Raw genomic sequence first — 14,632 nt, 5'->3', positions numbered from 1 at the left:
ATCAGTTCTTCAGGCGGCGCGCGGCGATCGAGCGCAGCGTCCGGTAGAAGAGGCCCGCGATGATCAGCGCGGCGAGCACGCCGCCCAGCATCAACAGCAGCGGATGCGACGACAGCGCCCAGCGCAGATACTCCTGCGGCGACAGATGGCCGACAAAGTACGCATCGCCGTTCGACGTGATGGTGACGTCGCGGCCGTGGATCACGGCCATCGCGCCTTGAATCTTCGGCAGCACGTCGGCGTCGAGCAGCGCGCCCGAGAGGTCGGCGTCCGACTGGCCGGCCGCGCTCACCAGCGCGACGGCGCTGCGGCTTTTCTGCAGCGGCGACTCGAAACCGGTCAGCAAGGCGGAGCCGTTCGAACTCACCAGCGTCAGGTCGGCGCGGGCGGGCGTGCGTTCGACGCCGCGTTCGCCATGCCACCAATCCTGCAGCCAGAAGGCGATGTCGGAGAGCCGGAACATGTGCGCGTTGCCGTCGCTCGAGAACGGCATCGACCTGGACCAGCGCTGCAACAGCGGTTGCTTGCCCGGCGCGCCGAAAATCATCAGGTCCTTGTTCGCGTACTTGTCGGCGTCGTCGGCGGTGCCGACCGTCACGCCCGTCACCGGGTAGCCGGTCGATTCACCCATGCGGCCCATGGTCAGCAGATACAGGCTGTAGTCGCTCGAATCGGCGTCGTTCGGCAGGATCACGGCGGTCTCGGAGAGGTCCGCCATGCGCGTGAACGGGAAGCCGCTATTGGCGAACGCGGCCAGATCGGGCAGCGCCATGTAATGCGGGAACGACGACAGGTCGATGGTCGAGTTCGGATCGATTGCGCCGACTACGTTGTCGAGCATCCGGCCATGACATTCGCCGGTGTTCGGAATGTCGTAGTAGAAATGCAGGCGAAGCTGCGCGCGCGGCGTCAGAAGCAGCGGCGGAATGCGCACGGTGCGGCGTGCTTCGGCGGTCCGGTCGGGCATGATGCGGCCGAAGTAGTGGCTCAGTTCGAACACCGAGGCGGACTCGGCCGGAATCGGCAGCGCCTGCACGAAGCCGTTGTTCACGCTGACGTTCAGCGACGAGCGGTCGCGCGCCGGCCGCACCGTGTAGCGGTAGAGCAGATCGAGCGGCGCGCCGCGCGTGTGCCACATGAACAGATCGGGCGGTACGCGCATGTTCACGCGCACGGCGTCGGCGTCGTACCCGAACACGGTCAGATCGCGCGGATTGGCGAGTTCGCCGAAGCGCACCGGACGGTTGGTCGGCAGCCAGTTTGGCGCGTCGTACGGCACGCGCGGCGCTAGTTCGGTCAGCTGCGTGATCGTCGCGCTCTGGCCGCTCAGCGTGTTCTGACCGATGCCGAGCGATTTCGCGGCGGTTTTGAGTTCTGCTTCGGTGCGGCCCATCACGAGCAGCAGCTTGCCGCGCGCGGGCGCTTCGCGATCGACCACCGCGATGGTCGGGCCGGAGATCGCCGGCAGCGTGACGCCGGCCGGGCGCTGGTCGGCGGTGGCGAACACCACCGCGTTACCCGACAGCGGCGGGTTGTCCAGTTGCGCTGGAAACACCGCGCCGCGATAACCGGCGAGGGCGCCGAACCACGATGCGACGATGCCGCCCGCTTCGAGCGTGCCCGCGCCCGGCTTGGGCGGGAACACGAACGGCAGCTCCAGGCGGCGCACGTCGCGACGGTCGAAGAACGGCTGCGGCAGCGCGGCCAGGTCCGCCTTGCTGGCGAGCGACGCATAGGTCAGGTCGAGCGAGCTGGCATTGCTGGCGGTGGCCCACAACGACGAACTCGCCGGGTCTTCGCAACTGGTCGTGTAATGACCGATCAGCTGCACGTTCAGGTGGTTGAATTCGGTGATGAAGCGCGGGTCGATCGACACGTCGCGCGCCACCAGCATGCCGGCCTGTTCGTGCGGCACCGGCAACGTGGCGGCGACTTCGCCGTTCACCAGCACCTTGAGTTGCGAGAGGTTGGCGAGCAGCGCGGGCGAGTAGCTGTAGATCAGATGCAGCACCGCGCCGGTCACCACTTCATCGCCGCGCACGGAAAACGCCACGCCGTTCTGGCCGTCGGTGCCGCGCAGTTGCAGCGGATCGAGCGCGCCGAGGTCGGCGAAGGTCAGCGTTTGACGGCGGCCGCCCGGCACCAGCGTGCCGGGTTCGGCCGTGGTCGGCGTCCTGACGCCCAACGCTTTCGTGCCCGCCGCGCTGAGGGCTGGCGTGGGTGTCGCGAGTTGCGGCTGCTGGATCGCGTTCGGGTCGAATGCCACTGCGGGGCTGGGCGCGGGCACGTTGCCCACGCCGGTGGCCGCGCGCGGGGCGGCGGCGGGCTGGTTCGCGGCGCCCTGGCCGGTGGCCGGTGCCGCGCCTCCGCTCAAGGCTGCCGCCGCCACTTCAGCCGCCGACGCCAGCGGCGCCGCCAGCGCGGTCTGCAACGCGAGCCAGCAGGCGAGGCCGCGCATCAGCCGTTGCGAAGCGCGGCGTCCGGACAAACGCCGGTGCGTTCCAAGGCGCGATCCAGCTTCACTGCGCTCGTGAGTCGAGCGTTCGATTCGGTCCTTCGCCATCCTGTTGCCCATAGATCAGTCTTTGGTTTTTAGCTTCTTGACGTCCACCGGACGGCTTTTCATGGAACTGCGAAGGTCGGCGTAAAGATGTTCGAACAGACCGCCGATGCCGCGTGCGCCGACCGTCAGCACGTGCGACAGGCCGCGCAGCGGCGTGTCCTGCTGGCGGCCTTCGGCCCAGCCGGTCCAGGCATCAGCGCGCGCGAAGGTGGTCTTGACGAACTCGTATTCCTGCTCGCGCGTCATCGCCGAGAAGCGCAGACCGACGCGGCCCGGCGCGGTGAAGCCGACGGTCGCCGGGAACGCGTATTCCTCGTCGCCGCGAAACAGCGACACGCTCACGCGCTCGTGCATCGGCACCTGGATCGCGGCAGGCAGCGCCACGCCGACGCCGCCTTCCGAGTAGTCGATGGTTTCGCACGCGAGCGTGCGGCCGGTCGAGAACTTGAGCATCACCGGCATCTTCATCGCCACGCGGTGCACCGCGCGAATCTGCCGGCGCTCGCTCGCGGCGGCCACGCTCGCGCCGAGGATCAGCATGTTATAGGTGGTCCACGCCAGATTCAGGATGGTGGTCTCCACCACGCTGCGCACATGCCAGTTCAGATAGATGTGCACGATGCCCACGCAGAAGCCGATCAGGTTCAGCAACAACAGGAACAGATACGGCCGCGAGATCGCCCAGTCGAAATAGTTCTTCTCGATCTGGCCGCCCTTGGCCGTCACGTTGAACTTGCCGAGCTTCGGGTTGATCAGCGCGAGCAGGGTGGGCGCGGTGATGTACGACGCCAGCACCGACTCATACACCTCGGCCCAGAACGAATGGCGGAACGAGCGCTGCATCCGCGAATTGGTGATGCTCGCGTGCATCATGTGCGGCAGCGCGTAGATCGCGATCGTGCCGGCGGCGGCTTCGATCACGTGCGCGCCGAAGAACAGATACGACAGCGGCGCGGTGAGAAACACCAGACGCGGGATGCCGTAGAAGAAGTGCATCATCGCGTTCAGATAGCACAGCCGCTGGCCGAACTTCAGGCCCTTGCCGGTCAGCGGGTTGTCGATCCGGAAGATCTGCGTCATGCCGCGCGCCCAGCGAATCCGCTGGCCGATGTGGCCGGACAGGCTTTCGGTCGCGAGCCCGGCGGCTTGCGGAATCGCCAGATAGGCGGTGGTGTAGCCGAGGCGGTGCAGCTTGAGGGCGGTGTGCGCGTCCTCGGTGACGGTTTCCACCGCGATGCCGCCAATCTCCTCGACCATGCTCCGGCGCAACAGCGCGCAGGAGCCGCAGAAGAAGGTCGCGTTCCACAGGTCGTTGCCGTCCTGCACGAGCCCGTAAAACAGTTCGCCTTCGTTGGGCACCTTGCGGAAGGTGCCGAGATTGCGCTCGAATGGATCGGCGGAGAAGAAGTGGTGCGGCGTTTGCAGCATCGACAGCAGCTTGTCGCGCAGGAACCAGCCGAGGCCGACCTGCAGGAACGAGCGGGTCGGAATGTGATCGCAGTCGAAGATCGCGAGGTACTCGCCGCTGGTGATCTTCAGCGCCTCGTTGATGTTGCCCGCCTTCGCGTGACGGTTGTGCGTGCGGATCGTCCAGTTGACGCCGACTTCCTCGCAGAACGCCTTGAACTCGGGACGGCGGCCGTCGTCGAGCACGTGGATCGAGATCTTCTCGGCCGGATAGTCGAGCGCGAGCGCGGCGTAGATGGTCGGCTTCACCACCGACAACGGTTCGTTGTAGGTCGGAATGAACACGTCGACGCTCGGCCACTCGTCGCGCGATGCGGGCAGCGGCATCGGCGTGCGCTTGAGCGGCCACGCGGTCTGGAAGTAGCCGAGCATCAGCACGATCGTCGAATAGACCTCGGCCGACACCAGCAGCAGACCCCACGCCGCGTCGAGCGGATGTTCCCAGTACGTGGTCGCGGTGAGGCGCCAGTACATGTAGCGGCCCGATGTGACGACCGACAGCATGATCATCACCATCGTCGCGTAACGGCCATGCAGACGGCGGAACAGCAGCGCGATCAGGAAGCAGCAGGTCGCGAACGCCAGTTGCTGATAGAACTCGAGCGGCACCGTGAACACGAAATACAGCATGCCCGCCGCGAACAGCGTGACGAGCCCGGTGACGATGCGGCTGTTCCAGAAGCGCGCGTCAACGAAGCGCTCGAAGCGCGACGGTTCGGCACCCTCGGCGCCCGGCGATTCCGGCGTGCTCATGCGACGTTCCTCGGCGACACGGCGATCGCATCGACCGCCGCCATCAGCCACGTGCCGCACGCGCGCAAATCGGCGGCCGCCTGGCTGAGCGGATCGTAGTGGATCAGCGTGGTGTCGCACGCGAGCGCTTCGCTCACGCCTTCGTCCAGATGGATCACGCCCGGAAAGACCCGCGCGCCGAGCATCTGGCGCAGCACCTTGAGCACATCCTTGGTCAACTGACGCGACTGGTCGATCTGGTTGATCACATAGCCTTCGCCGCCGAACTCGGCGCGCGGTGCCGCGTAGGTGGCGATCAGCCGCTCCATCTGCGGAATCGCCGCGTAAGAGGCGGCGTCGGCGAGCACCACGTTCAGCGCGAAGGTGGCTGCGCACAACGCGGTGCGCACGTAGGTGGACGAACCCGGCGGCGTGTCGATGATGACGATGTCGGATGCGTCGAGCCGCAGGTTCTGCAGCGCTTGCGCGAGCCAGCGCGGGTCCTGGTCGATAAACGCTTCGAAGCGGCGGCGGTCGTCTTCGAGCAACGCGCCGTAGGGCAGCACCGTCACGCCGTCGACCCCGTCGAACATCACCGTTTGCCATGGGTCGCCGGTCAGCGTGGCGCGCGACAGGCCGTCGATGCTGTCGAGCGGCACGCCGAAGTGCAGACGCAGCGCGTTCTGCGGATCGAGGTCGAGAGCGATCACGCGCCGGCCGCTGATGGCCAGCACGGAAGCGAGGTTGGCGGCGAGGGTGGTCTTGCCGACCCCGCCTTTGGCGGACACCACCGCAATGACTTTCATGAGCGACGCGGTCCGTTGATCAGCCACGAATTGGCGACGCCGGGCGCGGCGGCGCGCGGAGCACCGGCCGGCGTGGCGGGAGTGGGAGCGGGTGCGCTGCGCAGGCGGTCGAACACCGATTGCAGCGGCGCGGATTGGGCGGCGGGCGTGGCGGGTTGGGGCGGCGCGGGTTGGGGCTGCGCGGCGAAGAGCTTGCCGAGGATCGAGGCGGGTTGGCGCGGGGCTGCGGGCGGTGCTGAAGCGGGAGTTGCGGCCGGTGAACGCGTGTAAGCACCTGTGAGCGCCGATGTGGGTGCCGCTGACGGTGCTTGCACATGCGCCCAGGCGGGAACTGCGGCCGGTGTGGCCGCAATCGTTTGCGCGGCCGGCGTGCCGAATCGCAGTGCGGACGGTGCGCTGCCCGCCGGCATGGCCGGCGGAACCGATGCGCCGGGCGGCACCGCGGCGATCGATGGGAGATGGGCCGGCGCGGCGCTCGGCGGAACGGGAGCCGCAGCGGGCGCGGCCCCGCCAAACGGCGCCGTCGGAATCGAAGCAGTAAGCGGCGCACCCGGAGCCGAAGCAGCGGACGCACCCGAAGCCGCCGCAGCACTCCGCGCACCCGCATCCGCGGCGGCCCGCGCAGACGCTTCCTGCGCCGTGCCGTCCTCTTCCGCTTCGAGCGCGCCAAAACGCGACGCGCCGCTCGGCACGGCCGGCGGCGCGGCGGCCACGACCACCGGCGGGATGTCGCGCCGATGCGAACGGGTGAACAGCGGCGCTTTCGCGCGCGTCACCGAGGCGACGTCCTTGGGCGTGTTGTCCTGGCGATCGGCGGCCGGGAACGCATCACTCACCGGCGGCTGAGGCTTCGGTTCGCGCTGCTGACCGATGGCCGGAATCGCCGGCTGCGTCAGATCCAGCGTTACCAGCAGCGGCCAACGCGTGCGCGCCGACCGCGCTTCGTTCTCGCGGCCAATCTCCTGGTACGCGTTGGCGTCTCCGCCAAAATGATCAAATAGTTTTTCGATGTCGCTCGATGAGCTCATAGTGCCGCCGTCTTCTTCATGACTTGCCTTGCCCAGATCCTTACCCTTTCTCGCGGCGCTGAATCATCACCACTGCCACTTCTTTTCCGACACTGCGCGCGCCCCGGCCCGGCGCGCTGTTTTACAGCATTGCTGCAAACGTGTTTCCTCACTGCATGCTGCATGATCCTGCGAGCTTCATACCGCCTTTCGCGAGCCCCGCTCAGGCGGGATGACGGCCCAGCCGAAACTCGAGCGCGCTGTCCTCGCCATACGCGCTCGTCTGCGCGACCGACAGGCCTTGCGCACCCAACGCGCTCAACCATGTCTGATAGACGCCTTCGAGAAACGCCGGCGTCCATGCCAGTGCCGTATCGCCGAATGCGTGCAACGGCGCGCAGTAGTGAACGATGCGCAACGACTCGGGTTCATCCGCCAGTTGGACGTAGCCCCAGTCCATCTGCTGCCAGTAAGCGTTCAACGCCTGAGCCAGTTCCGCCGTGGACCCGCATGCGGGCAGCGGGTGCGCCGCCGCGAACCGGCTGCCGACACGATGCATCAGCTGACGCAGTTCGTCGCGACCGATCTGCGCTTCGAACTCGGACGCGAGCGCACTCAGCAAGCCGCGCCACTGCGGCGAGATTTGACGCTCCAGCAGGTAATCGAGAATTGGAACCATGTTTTCCGGGAATTGGCCGTTGCTTCAATCCGCATCACACGGGGCGCGACGGCCGGTTGATCATGAAGTGTTTCGGAAAAAAACCGCGCGTTGCACGCGTCCTAGGTTACTTTTACCGGTCTGTCTAGTCTGTCCGATACACTTCGGAAGAAGTCTACTTAAGACATTAACTTTTAGCCACTTTCATTCTTCAGGTTATACGCGCGAGTCGCAGCAATGGATGCGGTCGAATTACGTAAATTTTGCTGATGCCTCTATCTGATCCGTTTGCCCGCAATCGATGCGGCAAAAACATGATTCGCCATAAGGTGTGTCACCGGACGATTTCCGCAAACGGTTGAGTTCCTTCGTTTCGTGGTAAATGCAACGCTTTGGAATTTGTGCGGATGCTTCACGCATTCACCGGCACGAATATCTTGCAGAATCTTTCCGGCTCGCCGCGCGGCAATTTTTGCAAGCCGGATCGGCTTACGAATTTCCAACGCGTCGTTGTTCACATGATGGGTTCACGTATTAATCACGCGTATTAACCGCGCGCATTCGTGCATGCCGCACAGACCGTGCGGCGGTCACGCTGTTCAATTCGTTCAATTGCAATGCTCAATCCACTCAGTATCTTGCTGGTCACCGTTTTATCCAGTGCGATGGCGATGGCCGTGCTCGGCTCGTTATGGCGCGCGGCGATCCCCGGCGTCGGCTACTGGATCTCGGCCAACGCGGTCGCGATCGTCGCGCTGCTCGCGTTTGCTCTCCAGGGCCATGCGTCGCGCTGGCTGACCTTCGTTGCGGCCAACGGGTTGCTGGCGTTCTCGCTGCTCCTCGTGCTCGAAGGCTGCCTGGGTTTTCTCGGGCGCCGCACGCGGCCCTGGGCCGCGTATGCGGGACTCGCGGCGGTGTTGCTCGGCATTTCGTACTGGACCTTCGTCGCGCCCGACTTCAACGCGCGCGTCGCGTTGGTGTCGGCGTATCACGCGGGACTTTATGCGGCGCTCACCGTGATCCTGCTGCGCGGCCGCCCGTCGAACCGGCCGCGCTACAGCTATTACTTCCTCACGGCGGCGGCCTTGCTGTTGTGCGTCGGGCATGCTTCACGCGGGGTCATCTACGGCTTCGGCATCATCGTGCAGTCCGGCCTGATGCAAGTGTCGGCGTCCAATATCATCTTTCTCGCCATTGGCATCCTCGCGCCGCCAAGCCTTTCGATCGGCGTGGTGATGCTCGCACACGACCGCCTTGCCGAGCGCCTGGAGCGGCTCGCGAACGTCGACGACCTGACCGGCGCGCTCGCGCGCCGCGCGTTTCTCTCGATCGGCGACGCGTTGATGAAGGCGTCGCTGCGCGGCGGCTCGCCGTTCGCGATGGCGATCATCGACATCGATTCGTTCAAGGCCGTCAACGACACCCATGGCCACGCCGCCGGAGACCAGGTGCTGATCCACTTCGCGGCGTTCGTCGCCGACAGCCTGCGGGTCGGCGACGTGTTCGGCCGGCTGGGCGGCGAGGAATTCGGCGTGCTGTGTCCCGCGACCACGACCGCCGAAGCGGTCGCGCTGCTGGACCGCGTGCGAGGCCGGCTCGCGGCGCTCGCGCCGGCCGATTTGCCGCGCGGGTTGCGATACACGTTCAGTGTCGGCGTGGACGAACGGCGGCGCGACGAATCGCTCGCCCAACTGATGGCCCGTGCCGACGGCGCGCTGTACGCGGCCAAGGCCTCGGGCCGCGACCGCGTTATGGCGGCCGCGTAAAGTCCGCAAATGGAATTTTTTACCTCTATTCACACGGCGGCCATAAACATTTGTCGGATGTTTGCCGATAACCATTGGCGGAGTGACTGGAACCAGCCTGATATCTAACCCATATGTCTGCCACCTCAACGCAGCACCTGCCCGATCCCGGTTTGCGCGATCGCTTTCACCGGCGTGCGCTGGAACATCAGCGTCCGTTGTCCACGGTGACGACGGCATACACGGTGGTCGCATTCCTGTGCATGGTCGGGGCGCGCAACCTGGTCGGCGCCCCAGCGGCGCCGCTTGCGTACCGGCTGTTATGCGCGCTGGTGCTGCTGCTGCTGGTGCTGGCGATCCCGGCTGCGAAGTCGCCCTGGCTGTTCGGCGCGATCGGCGTGGCTTACATGCAGGTGCTGCTGGCCGGCCTCGCACTGAACATCGCGGGGCTCGCCCAGCCGCTCCTGTGGGTGCTGCCCGCGCTAGTGGCCATTCCGGTCTGCGCCGCGCCGCTGTGGCTCACGCCGGCGCATTTCTTCATCGGCAGCGCGCTGTTCTATGCGGCCGCGTTCGCGCTGCTGCCCGGCGAGGCGCATCCGCATGACGTCGACGTGGTGATGGGGATGTGGATCGTGGCGATCGGCGTGCCGACCTCCATCGTGTTTCACTTCGCGTTTTACCGCTTCCGGCGCAACCACTTCCTGCTCGAAAACCAACTGGCGGAACTCGCGGCAACCGATCCGCTGACCGGCCTGCAAAACCGCCGCGCGTTCGTCAAGCAGGCCGAGCGCCGCCTCGATGCGATCATGCCCGATGTGCAGGTCAGCGCGATCTTCCTCGACCTCGACAACTTCAAGTCCTTGAACGACCGGTGCGGCCATGCGATCGGCGATCACGCGCTGCATCAGGTCGCGCAGGTGCTGATGGACGAAACCACCGGCAACGACAGCGTGAGCCGGTTCGGCGGCGAAGAGTTCGCGGTGCTGCTGCACGACGGACTCGACCGCGCGCTGCAACTGGCTGAGCGGCTGCGCGTCGCGATTGCCGCGATCGAGCGGCCGGACGGCAGCCTCACCGCGAGCTTCGGCGTGGCCGAACACCGGCATGGCGAAAGCATCATGGTGCTGCTCGACCGCGCCGACGAAGCGTTGCTGCGCGCGAAGCACTCGGGGCGTAACCGCGTGTGCGCCGCACGCGCGCTGCCGCTCGAAACGCTGCGGCGGGTCGCGAGCGACGCCCATGAAGAGGGCGGCGAGGAAAGCGAACGCGGCGCGGCGCAGCGGTACCGCTGGGAGGACTTCTATCTGATCTCGCACTTCCAGCCGCTCTACAGCTTGTCGCATCAGAAGCAGGTGGGGTTCGAGGCGTTGCTGCGCGGCGAGAAGGACGACGGCACGCTGGTGCCGCCCGCGGTGATGTTCGCGCCGAAGCCGTCGAACGACGAAAGTGCGCTCGATCGCGCGAGTCACGCCGTCCACCTGGGCAACGCATGCCGGGCGCTGCCCGGCGACGCATGGCTGTTCCTCAATATCCTGCCGGCCACCTTCATCGCCGACGGTTATGCCGACCGGCTCGCGACTATCGTGCGGTCGGCGGGCTTCGAAACCGAACGGGTGATTCTCGAGATTCTCGAATCGCACGGCGGCAGTGTCGACGACATGTCGCGCGCGGCGGCCTTGTACCGCGAGTATGGCTTCCTGATCGCCGTCGACGATTTCGGCGCCGGGCAGTCGAATCTCGACCGGCTGCTGCGGATTCGGCCGGACCTCGTCAAGCTCGACGGCGAACTGATTCGCGCAACCACGCACGGCACCGAGCAGCCGATTCTGCCGAAGCTCGTGTCGCTGCTGCACCAGGCGGGGATGCTGGTGGTGGTCGAAGGTGTGGAGACCACCGACGAACTGATCCTCGCGGTGGAGTCGAACGTGGATTTCGCGCAGGGCTATCTGCTAGGGCGGCCGGCCGCGGAGATCGCGCCGCCGGAGTCGGTGCACCGGCAGATCGACGAAGCGTTCGACGTGATCGCCCAGGGGCGCGCGCATCAACATGCGCTGTTCGAGTCCGAAGTGGAGCCTTATCGCATTGCGTTGCGAATCGCTGCCGACGTGCTGTTGGCCGGCACCATCGTGGACGACGCGTTCGCGACGCTCGCAACTTTCGAGCGTTGCATCAGCTGCTTCATTCTCGACGCTTCAGGCCGGCAGATCGGTCATGAAGTGCCGGGGCCAGCGTGGAGCAAGGAGGGCGCATCGCTGCATCCGGTGGCGAATCCGCGCGATGCGCGCTGGGACCACCGGCCGTATTTCCGCAACGCGGTGCTGCTGCCGGGCGTGACGGTCACCAGTAATCCTTATCTTTCGCTTGCGAGCGGGCGACCCTGCATCGCGGTGACCCTGGCCCTGCAGCTCGCGACCGGGCGAGCGGTGATCGGTGTGGAGCTGGACTGGGCGGAACTGGGGTTGCCGTGGCCTGCGGGGGAGTAGTGCGTTTCTTGCCGCGCAGGCCGCTTCATGAGCGGCTCGCAAGCCTGATTAATAGCCGCCTTTGGTCGGCGTCGCTGCCGCCGCGATGTTTTTGTACGACGCAGCCAGGTCTGCCGCCGCACGGCTGAGCAACCCCGTATCCGTGCCGACCGCCACGAAGCTCGCGCCGGCCGCGAGATATTCCGCGGCAAACGCCGGATCGGGCGCGAGCACGCCCGCGGCCTTGCCCGCGCCGCGCACGGTCTCGATGCCGTGGCGAATCGCGTCGCGCACCCGCGTGTCGCCCGGCTTGCCGAGCAGGCCCATCGACGCGCTCAGATCCGATGGCCCGAAGAACACGCCGTCCACACCTTCCACGTTGGCAATCGCCGCCAGATTCTCCATGCTCTGCACGGTCTCCGCCTGGACCAGCACGCACAACTCGTCGGCTGCCGTGTTCAGATAGTCGGGCACGCGGTTCCAACGCGACGCGCGCGCCAGCGCACTGCCCACACCGCGTATGCCTTGCGGCGGATAACGCGTTGCGGCAGCCGCGTCGGCGGCCTGTTCGGCTGTATCGATCATCGGCAGCAGCAGCGTTTGCGCGCCGATGTCGAGCAGCTGCTTGATCAGCGCGCTGTCGCTGCGCACCGGGCGCACCACCGGATGCGACGCATACGCAGCCACCGCCTGCAATTGCGACAGCGTACTGCGCACGTCGTTCGGCGCATGCTCGTTGTCGATCAGCAGCCAGTCGAAACCGGCGGTGGCCAGCAACTCGGTCACATAGGCGTCGGCGAGCGCGGCCCACAGGCCGAATTGCGGCCGGCCCTCGGCCAGCGCGCGCTTGAAAGGGTTGTGCGGTAGGGACATGTCGATCCAGTCAGATCAGATGAAATTCAAACCGATGCCGCCGAGCGGACCATAGTCGACGTGAAACGTGTCGCCCGGGCGCGCGGGTATCGGGCTCGTGAACGAGCCGCTCAGGATCACGTCGTGCGCGTTCAATGATTCGTCGTACGGAGCGATTTTGTTGGCGAGCCAGGCGACGCCCGTTGCGGGGTGATTCAACACCGCGGCCGCGAGGCCGCTTTCTTCGACGGTGCCGTTCTTGTAGAGCAGTGCGCCGACCCAGCGCAGATCGACATCGAGCGGGCGCACGGGCCGGCCGCCCAGCACGATGCCCGCGTTCGCCGCGAAGTCCGAGATCGTGTCGTAGACCTTGCGTGGCGCCCTGGTTTCGCGGTCGAACTGTTCGATGCGCGCGTCGATGATTTCCACCGCGGGGCTCACGTAAGCGGTGGCGTCCAGCACGTCGAACAGCGTGACGCCGGGGCCTTTCAACGGCTTGCTGAGCACGAATGCCAGCTCCACTTCGACACGCGGCGCGATGAAGCGCTCGGTGCGGATGTCCTGGCCGTTCTCGATGAACATGCTGTCGAGCAGCGGCGCGTAGTCGGGTTCGTCGATCTGCGACGAGCGCTGCATCGCGCGCGAAGTCAGGCCGATCTTGCGGCCCTTGATGACGTGGCCTTCGGCCAGTTTGAGCTTGACCCACTCGCGTTGAATCGCGTAGCCGTCCTGAACGGTCATCTGCGGATACTGGGCGGAGAAGTGGCGCAGTTGAGTGCGGGTTTTCTCGGCGCGGTCGAGTTGCGCCGCGAGGTCGCGGATAGTCTGTTCGTCTAGCATGATGGATTCTCTGTGAGCCGCCGGGGTTGAAGTTCGGGCCTTGGCGGTGCGGCATCAGCGTGCCGGTTTCAAGCTTTCAGCCGTGCGTGCAGATTGTTGTGCTTCCACGTGCCGGCTTCGCTGAACTCGTTGATTTCCAGCGACAACGCCAGCCCCTGATGTTCGAACTCGGCCGCGAAGTGCTGTTTGATCAGTGCGAACAGCGCGTCGCCGGTGGCCTTTTTCACGGCATCCGAGCGGCCTGCGGCGATCTTCAGATTCGCGTGCAGGAATGCGGCGTCGGGCCGTCCGTCGGCGATACGGTATTGCTCGCAGCGCACTGCGCGCACGCGGATGCCGCCGAGCGGATAGACTTTCTGCTCGTTCTCGCGTTGCGCGTCGAGGCACTGCGCGAGCGTGTCGCACAAGTGGCCGATGCGCTGCGCGTCGGCGAGATTGGCGCTGTATTCGAGTGTCAGATGGGGCACGTGGGTCTCCTCAAAACTCAGACGGGCAGCGGCGTAGCCGGGAAGATCGCATTGATCTGGCCGGTGCCTGAACTGCCGAAGTACGGCGTGACGACTTCCACCTTGCCGTCGTAACGATCCCAGCCGAGCGCGCCGAGCAGCATCGCGGTGTCGTGCATGCCGCCTTCGCCCCAGCATTTCTCGTTGTAGAGCGGCAGCATCTCGCAGAAGGTCTTCCAGTCGCCGGCTTCCCACAACTCGACCACGCTGCGGTCCATTCGTTCGAGAAACGGACTCCACACCTTGTGCATGAATTGCTCGGCCGTGCCGTTGTCGGCGAAGTGATGGCTGAGCGAGCCGCTCGCCAGAATCGCGACGGTGCCGTCGTAGCGCTCCTCGATCGCCTTGCGCACCGCGAGGCCGAAGCGCGCACTCGTTGCGAGGTCGTGCCACATGCACCAGCCCGCCACCGACACCGCCTTGAAATGCTGATCGCCGTTCATATAGCGCATCGGCACCAGCGTGCCGTATTCGAGTTCGAGCGTGGTCTCGCTGTGCGCTCGGCTTTTCACGCCCATTTCATTGGCGACTTCCGCGATCAGATTGCCGAGCCCGACATTGCCCGGATACGCGTAGGGCATGTTCTTGATGAAATGCGGCAGTTCGTTGCTCGTGTAGACGCCTTCGAATTTCGGCGCGCAATTGATGTGGTATTCGCTATTCACGAGCCAGTGCACGTCGAACACGACGATCGTGTCCACACCCAGCTCGCGGCAACGCCGGCCGATTTCATGATGGCCGTCGATCGCGGGCTGACGGCAGCCTTTATGCGGACCGTCGAGTTCGGACAGATATAACGACGGGACGTGAGTCACTTTTGCCGCCAACGCGAGTTTGCCCATCGCGGTCTCCTGTGTCGACCGGAGTTGGCGCTTTAGCGCCTACTCCGGTCCCATGCAAGGTGTATGTCGACCGGAGTTGGCGCTTTAGCGTGTCGACCGGAGTTGGCGCTTTAGCGCCTACTGCGGTCCCATGCTTTAGCGGTTACTCCGGT

At 65.8% G+C, this 14,632-nt stretch carries 12 protein-coding genes; 2 read left to right on the top strand and 10 right to left on the bottom strand.

Translation table 11 applies throughout. The features are described 5' to 3' along the window. Nucleotide 1: 1 nt before the first annotated feature. From bcsB to FVF58_RS08865, 6 genes are all read right to left on the bottom strand, one after another. Nucleotides 2-2,575, bottom strand: coding sequence for a cellulose biosynthesis cyclic di-GMP-binding regulatory protein BcsB (bcsB, locus tag FVF58_RS08890; RefSeq protein ID WP_149669540.1), 2,574 nt, complete (start codon nucleotides 2,573-2,575; stop codon nucleotides 2-4). Nucleotides 2,576-2,578: 3 nt separating this feature from the next. Beyond that, nucleotides 2,579-4,783, bottom strand: a complete 2,205-nt coding sequence (bcsA, locus tag FVF58_RS08885; protein ID WP_149669539.1) for a UDP-forming cellulose synthase catalytic subunit — start codon at nucleotides 4,781-4,783, stop codon at nucleotides 2,579-2,581. Further along, nucleotides 4,780-5,568, bottom strand: coding sequence for a cellulose biosynthesis protein BcsQ (gene bcsQ / locus FVF58_RS08880; protein ID WP_149669538.1), 789 nt, complete (start codon nucleotides 5,566-5,568; stop codon nucleotides 4,780-4,782). The genes bcsA and bcsQ overlap by 4 nt, the downstream gene beginning before the upstream one ends. Next, complete coding sequence (gene bcsP, locus FVF58_RS08875; RefSeq protein WP_149669537.1) at nucleotides 5,565-6,596, bottom strand: cellulose biosynthesis protein BcsP; 1,032 nt, start codon at nucleotides 6,594-6,596, stop codon at nucleotides 5,565-5,567. Before bcsP ends, bcsQ begins: the two co-directional genes overlap by 4 nt. A 202-nt stretch (nucleotides 6,597-6,798) precedes the next feature. Beyond that, complete coding sequence (gene bcsD, locus FVF58_RS08870; protein ID WP_149669536.1) at nucleotides 6,799-7,254, bottom strand: cellulose biosynthesis protein BcsD; 456 nt, start codon at nucleotides 7,252-7,254, stop codon at nucleotides 6,799-6,801. 254 nt (nucleotides 7,255-7,508) lie between these two features. Beyond that, nucleotides 7,509-7,751: a hypothetical protein gene (locus FVF58_RS08865; RefSeq protein ID WP_149669535.1), complete on the bottom strand. Its 243-nt coding sequence runs from the start codon at nucleotides 7,749-7,751 to the stop codon at nucleotides 7,509-7,511. Between the two features lie 99 nt (nucleotides 7,752-7,850). Here FVF58_RS08865 and FVF58_RS08860 point away from each other — a divergent pair, with 99 nt between their 5' ends. Both FVF58_RS08860 and FVF58_RS08855 read left to right on the top strand, forming a co-directional pair. After that, nucleotides 7,851-8,999 (top strand): GGDEF domain-containing protein, encoded by a 1,149-nt coding sequence (locus FVF58_RS08860; protein WP_149669534.1) that lies wholly within the window; start codon nucleotides 7,851-7,853, stop codon nucleotides 8,997-8,999. 113 nt (nucleotides 9,000-9,112) lie between these two features. After that, nucleotides 9,113-11,461, top strand: coding sequence for a bifunctional diguanylate cyclase/phosphodiesterase (locus FVF58_RS08855; RefSeq protein WP_149669533.1), 2,349 nt, complete (start codon nucleotides 9,113-9,115; stop codon nucleotides 11,459-11,461). A 48-nt stretch (nucleotides 11,462-11,509) separates the two neighbouring features. On the opposite strand, the gene hpaI is transcribed toward FVF58_RS08855, so the two are convergent. From hpaI to hpaD, 4 genes are all read right to left on the bottom strand, one after another. Beyond that, complete coding sequence (hpaI, locus tag FVF58_RS08850; protein WP_149669532.1) at nucleotides 11,510-12,313, bottom strand: 4-hydroxy-2-oxoheptanedioate aldolase; 804 nt, start codon at nucleotides 12,311-12,313, stop codon at nucleotides 11,510-11,512. A gap of 15 nt (nucleotides 12,314-12,328) precedes the next feature. After that, nucleotides 12,329-13,132, bottom strand: a complete 804-nt coding sequence (gene hpaH, locus FVF58_RS08845) for a 2-oxo-hept-4-ene-1,7-dioate hydratase (RefSeq protein WP_149669531.1) — start codon at nucleotides 13,130-13,132, stop codon at nucleotides 12,329-12,331. Between the two features lie 68 nt (nucleotides 13,133-13,200). Then, nucleotides 13,201-13,599 (bottom strand): 5-carboxymethyl-2-hydroxymuconate Delta-isomerase, encoded by a 399-nt coding sequence (locus FVF58_RS08840; protein WP_149669530.1) that lies wholly within the window; start codon nucleotides 13,597-13,599, stop codon nucleotides 13,201-13,203. Nucleotides 13,600-13,616: 17 nt separating this feature from the next. After that, complete coding sequence (hpaD, locus tag FVF58_RS08835) at nucleotides 13,617-14,480, bottom strand: 3,4-dihydroxyphenylacetate 2,3-dioxygenase (RefSeq protein WP_149669529.1); 864 nt, start codon at nucleotides 14,478-14,480, stop codon at nucleotides 13,617-13,619. Between the last annotated feature and the right edge of the window lie 152 nt (nucleotides 14,481-14,632).

This window comes from Paraburkholderia panacisoli (assembly GCF_008369935.1).
In the GTDB taxonomy this organism is placed as follows: Bacteria; Pseudomonadota; Gammaproteobacteria; order Burkholderiales; family Burkholderiaceae; genus Paraburkholderia; species Paraburkholderia panacisoli.
This window is presented reverse-complemented; position numbering and strand designations above follow the sequence as displayed.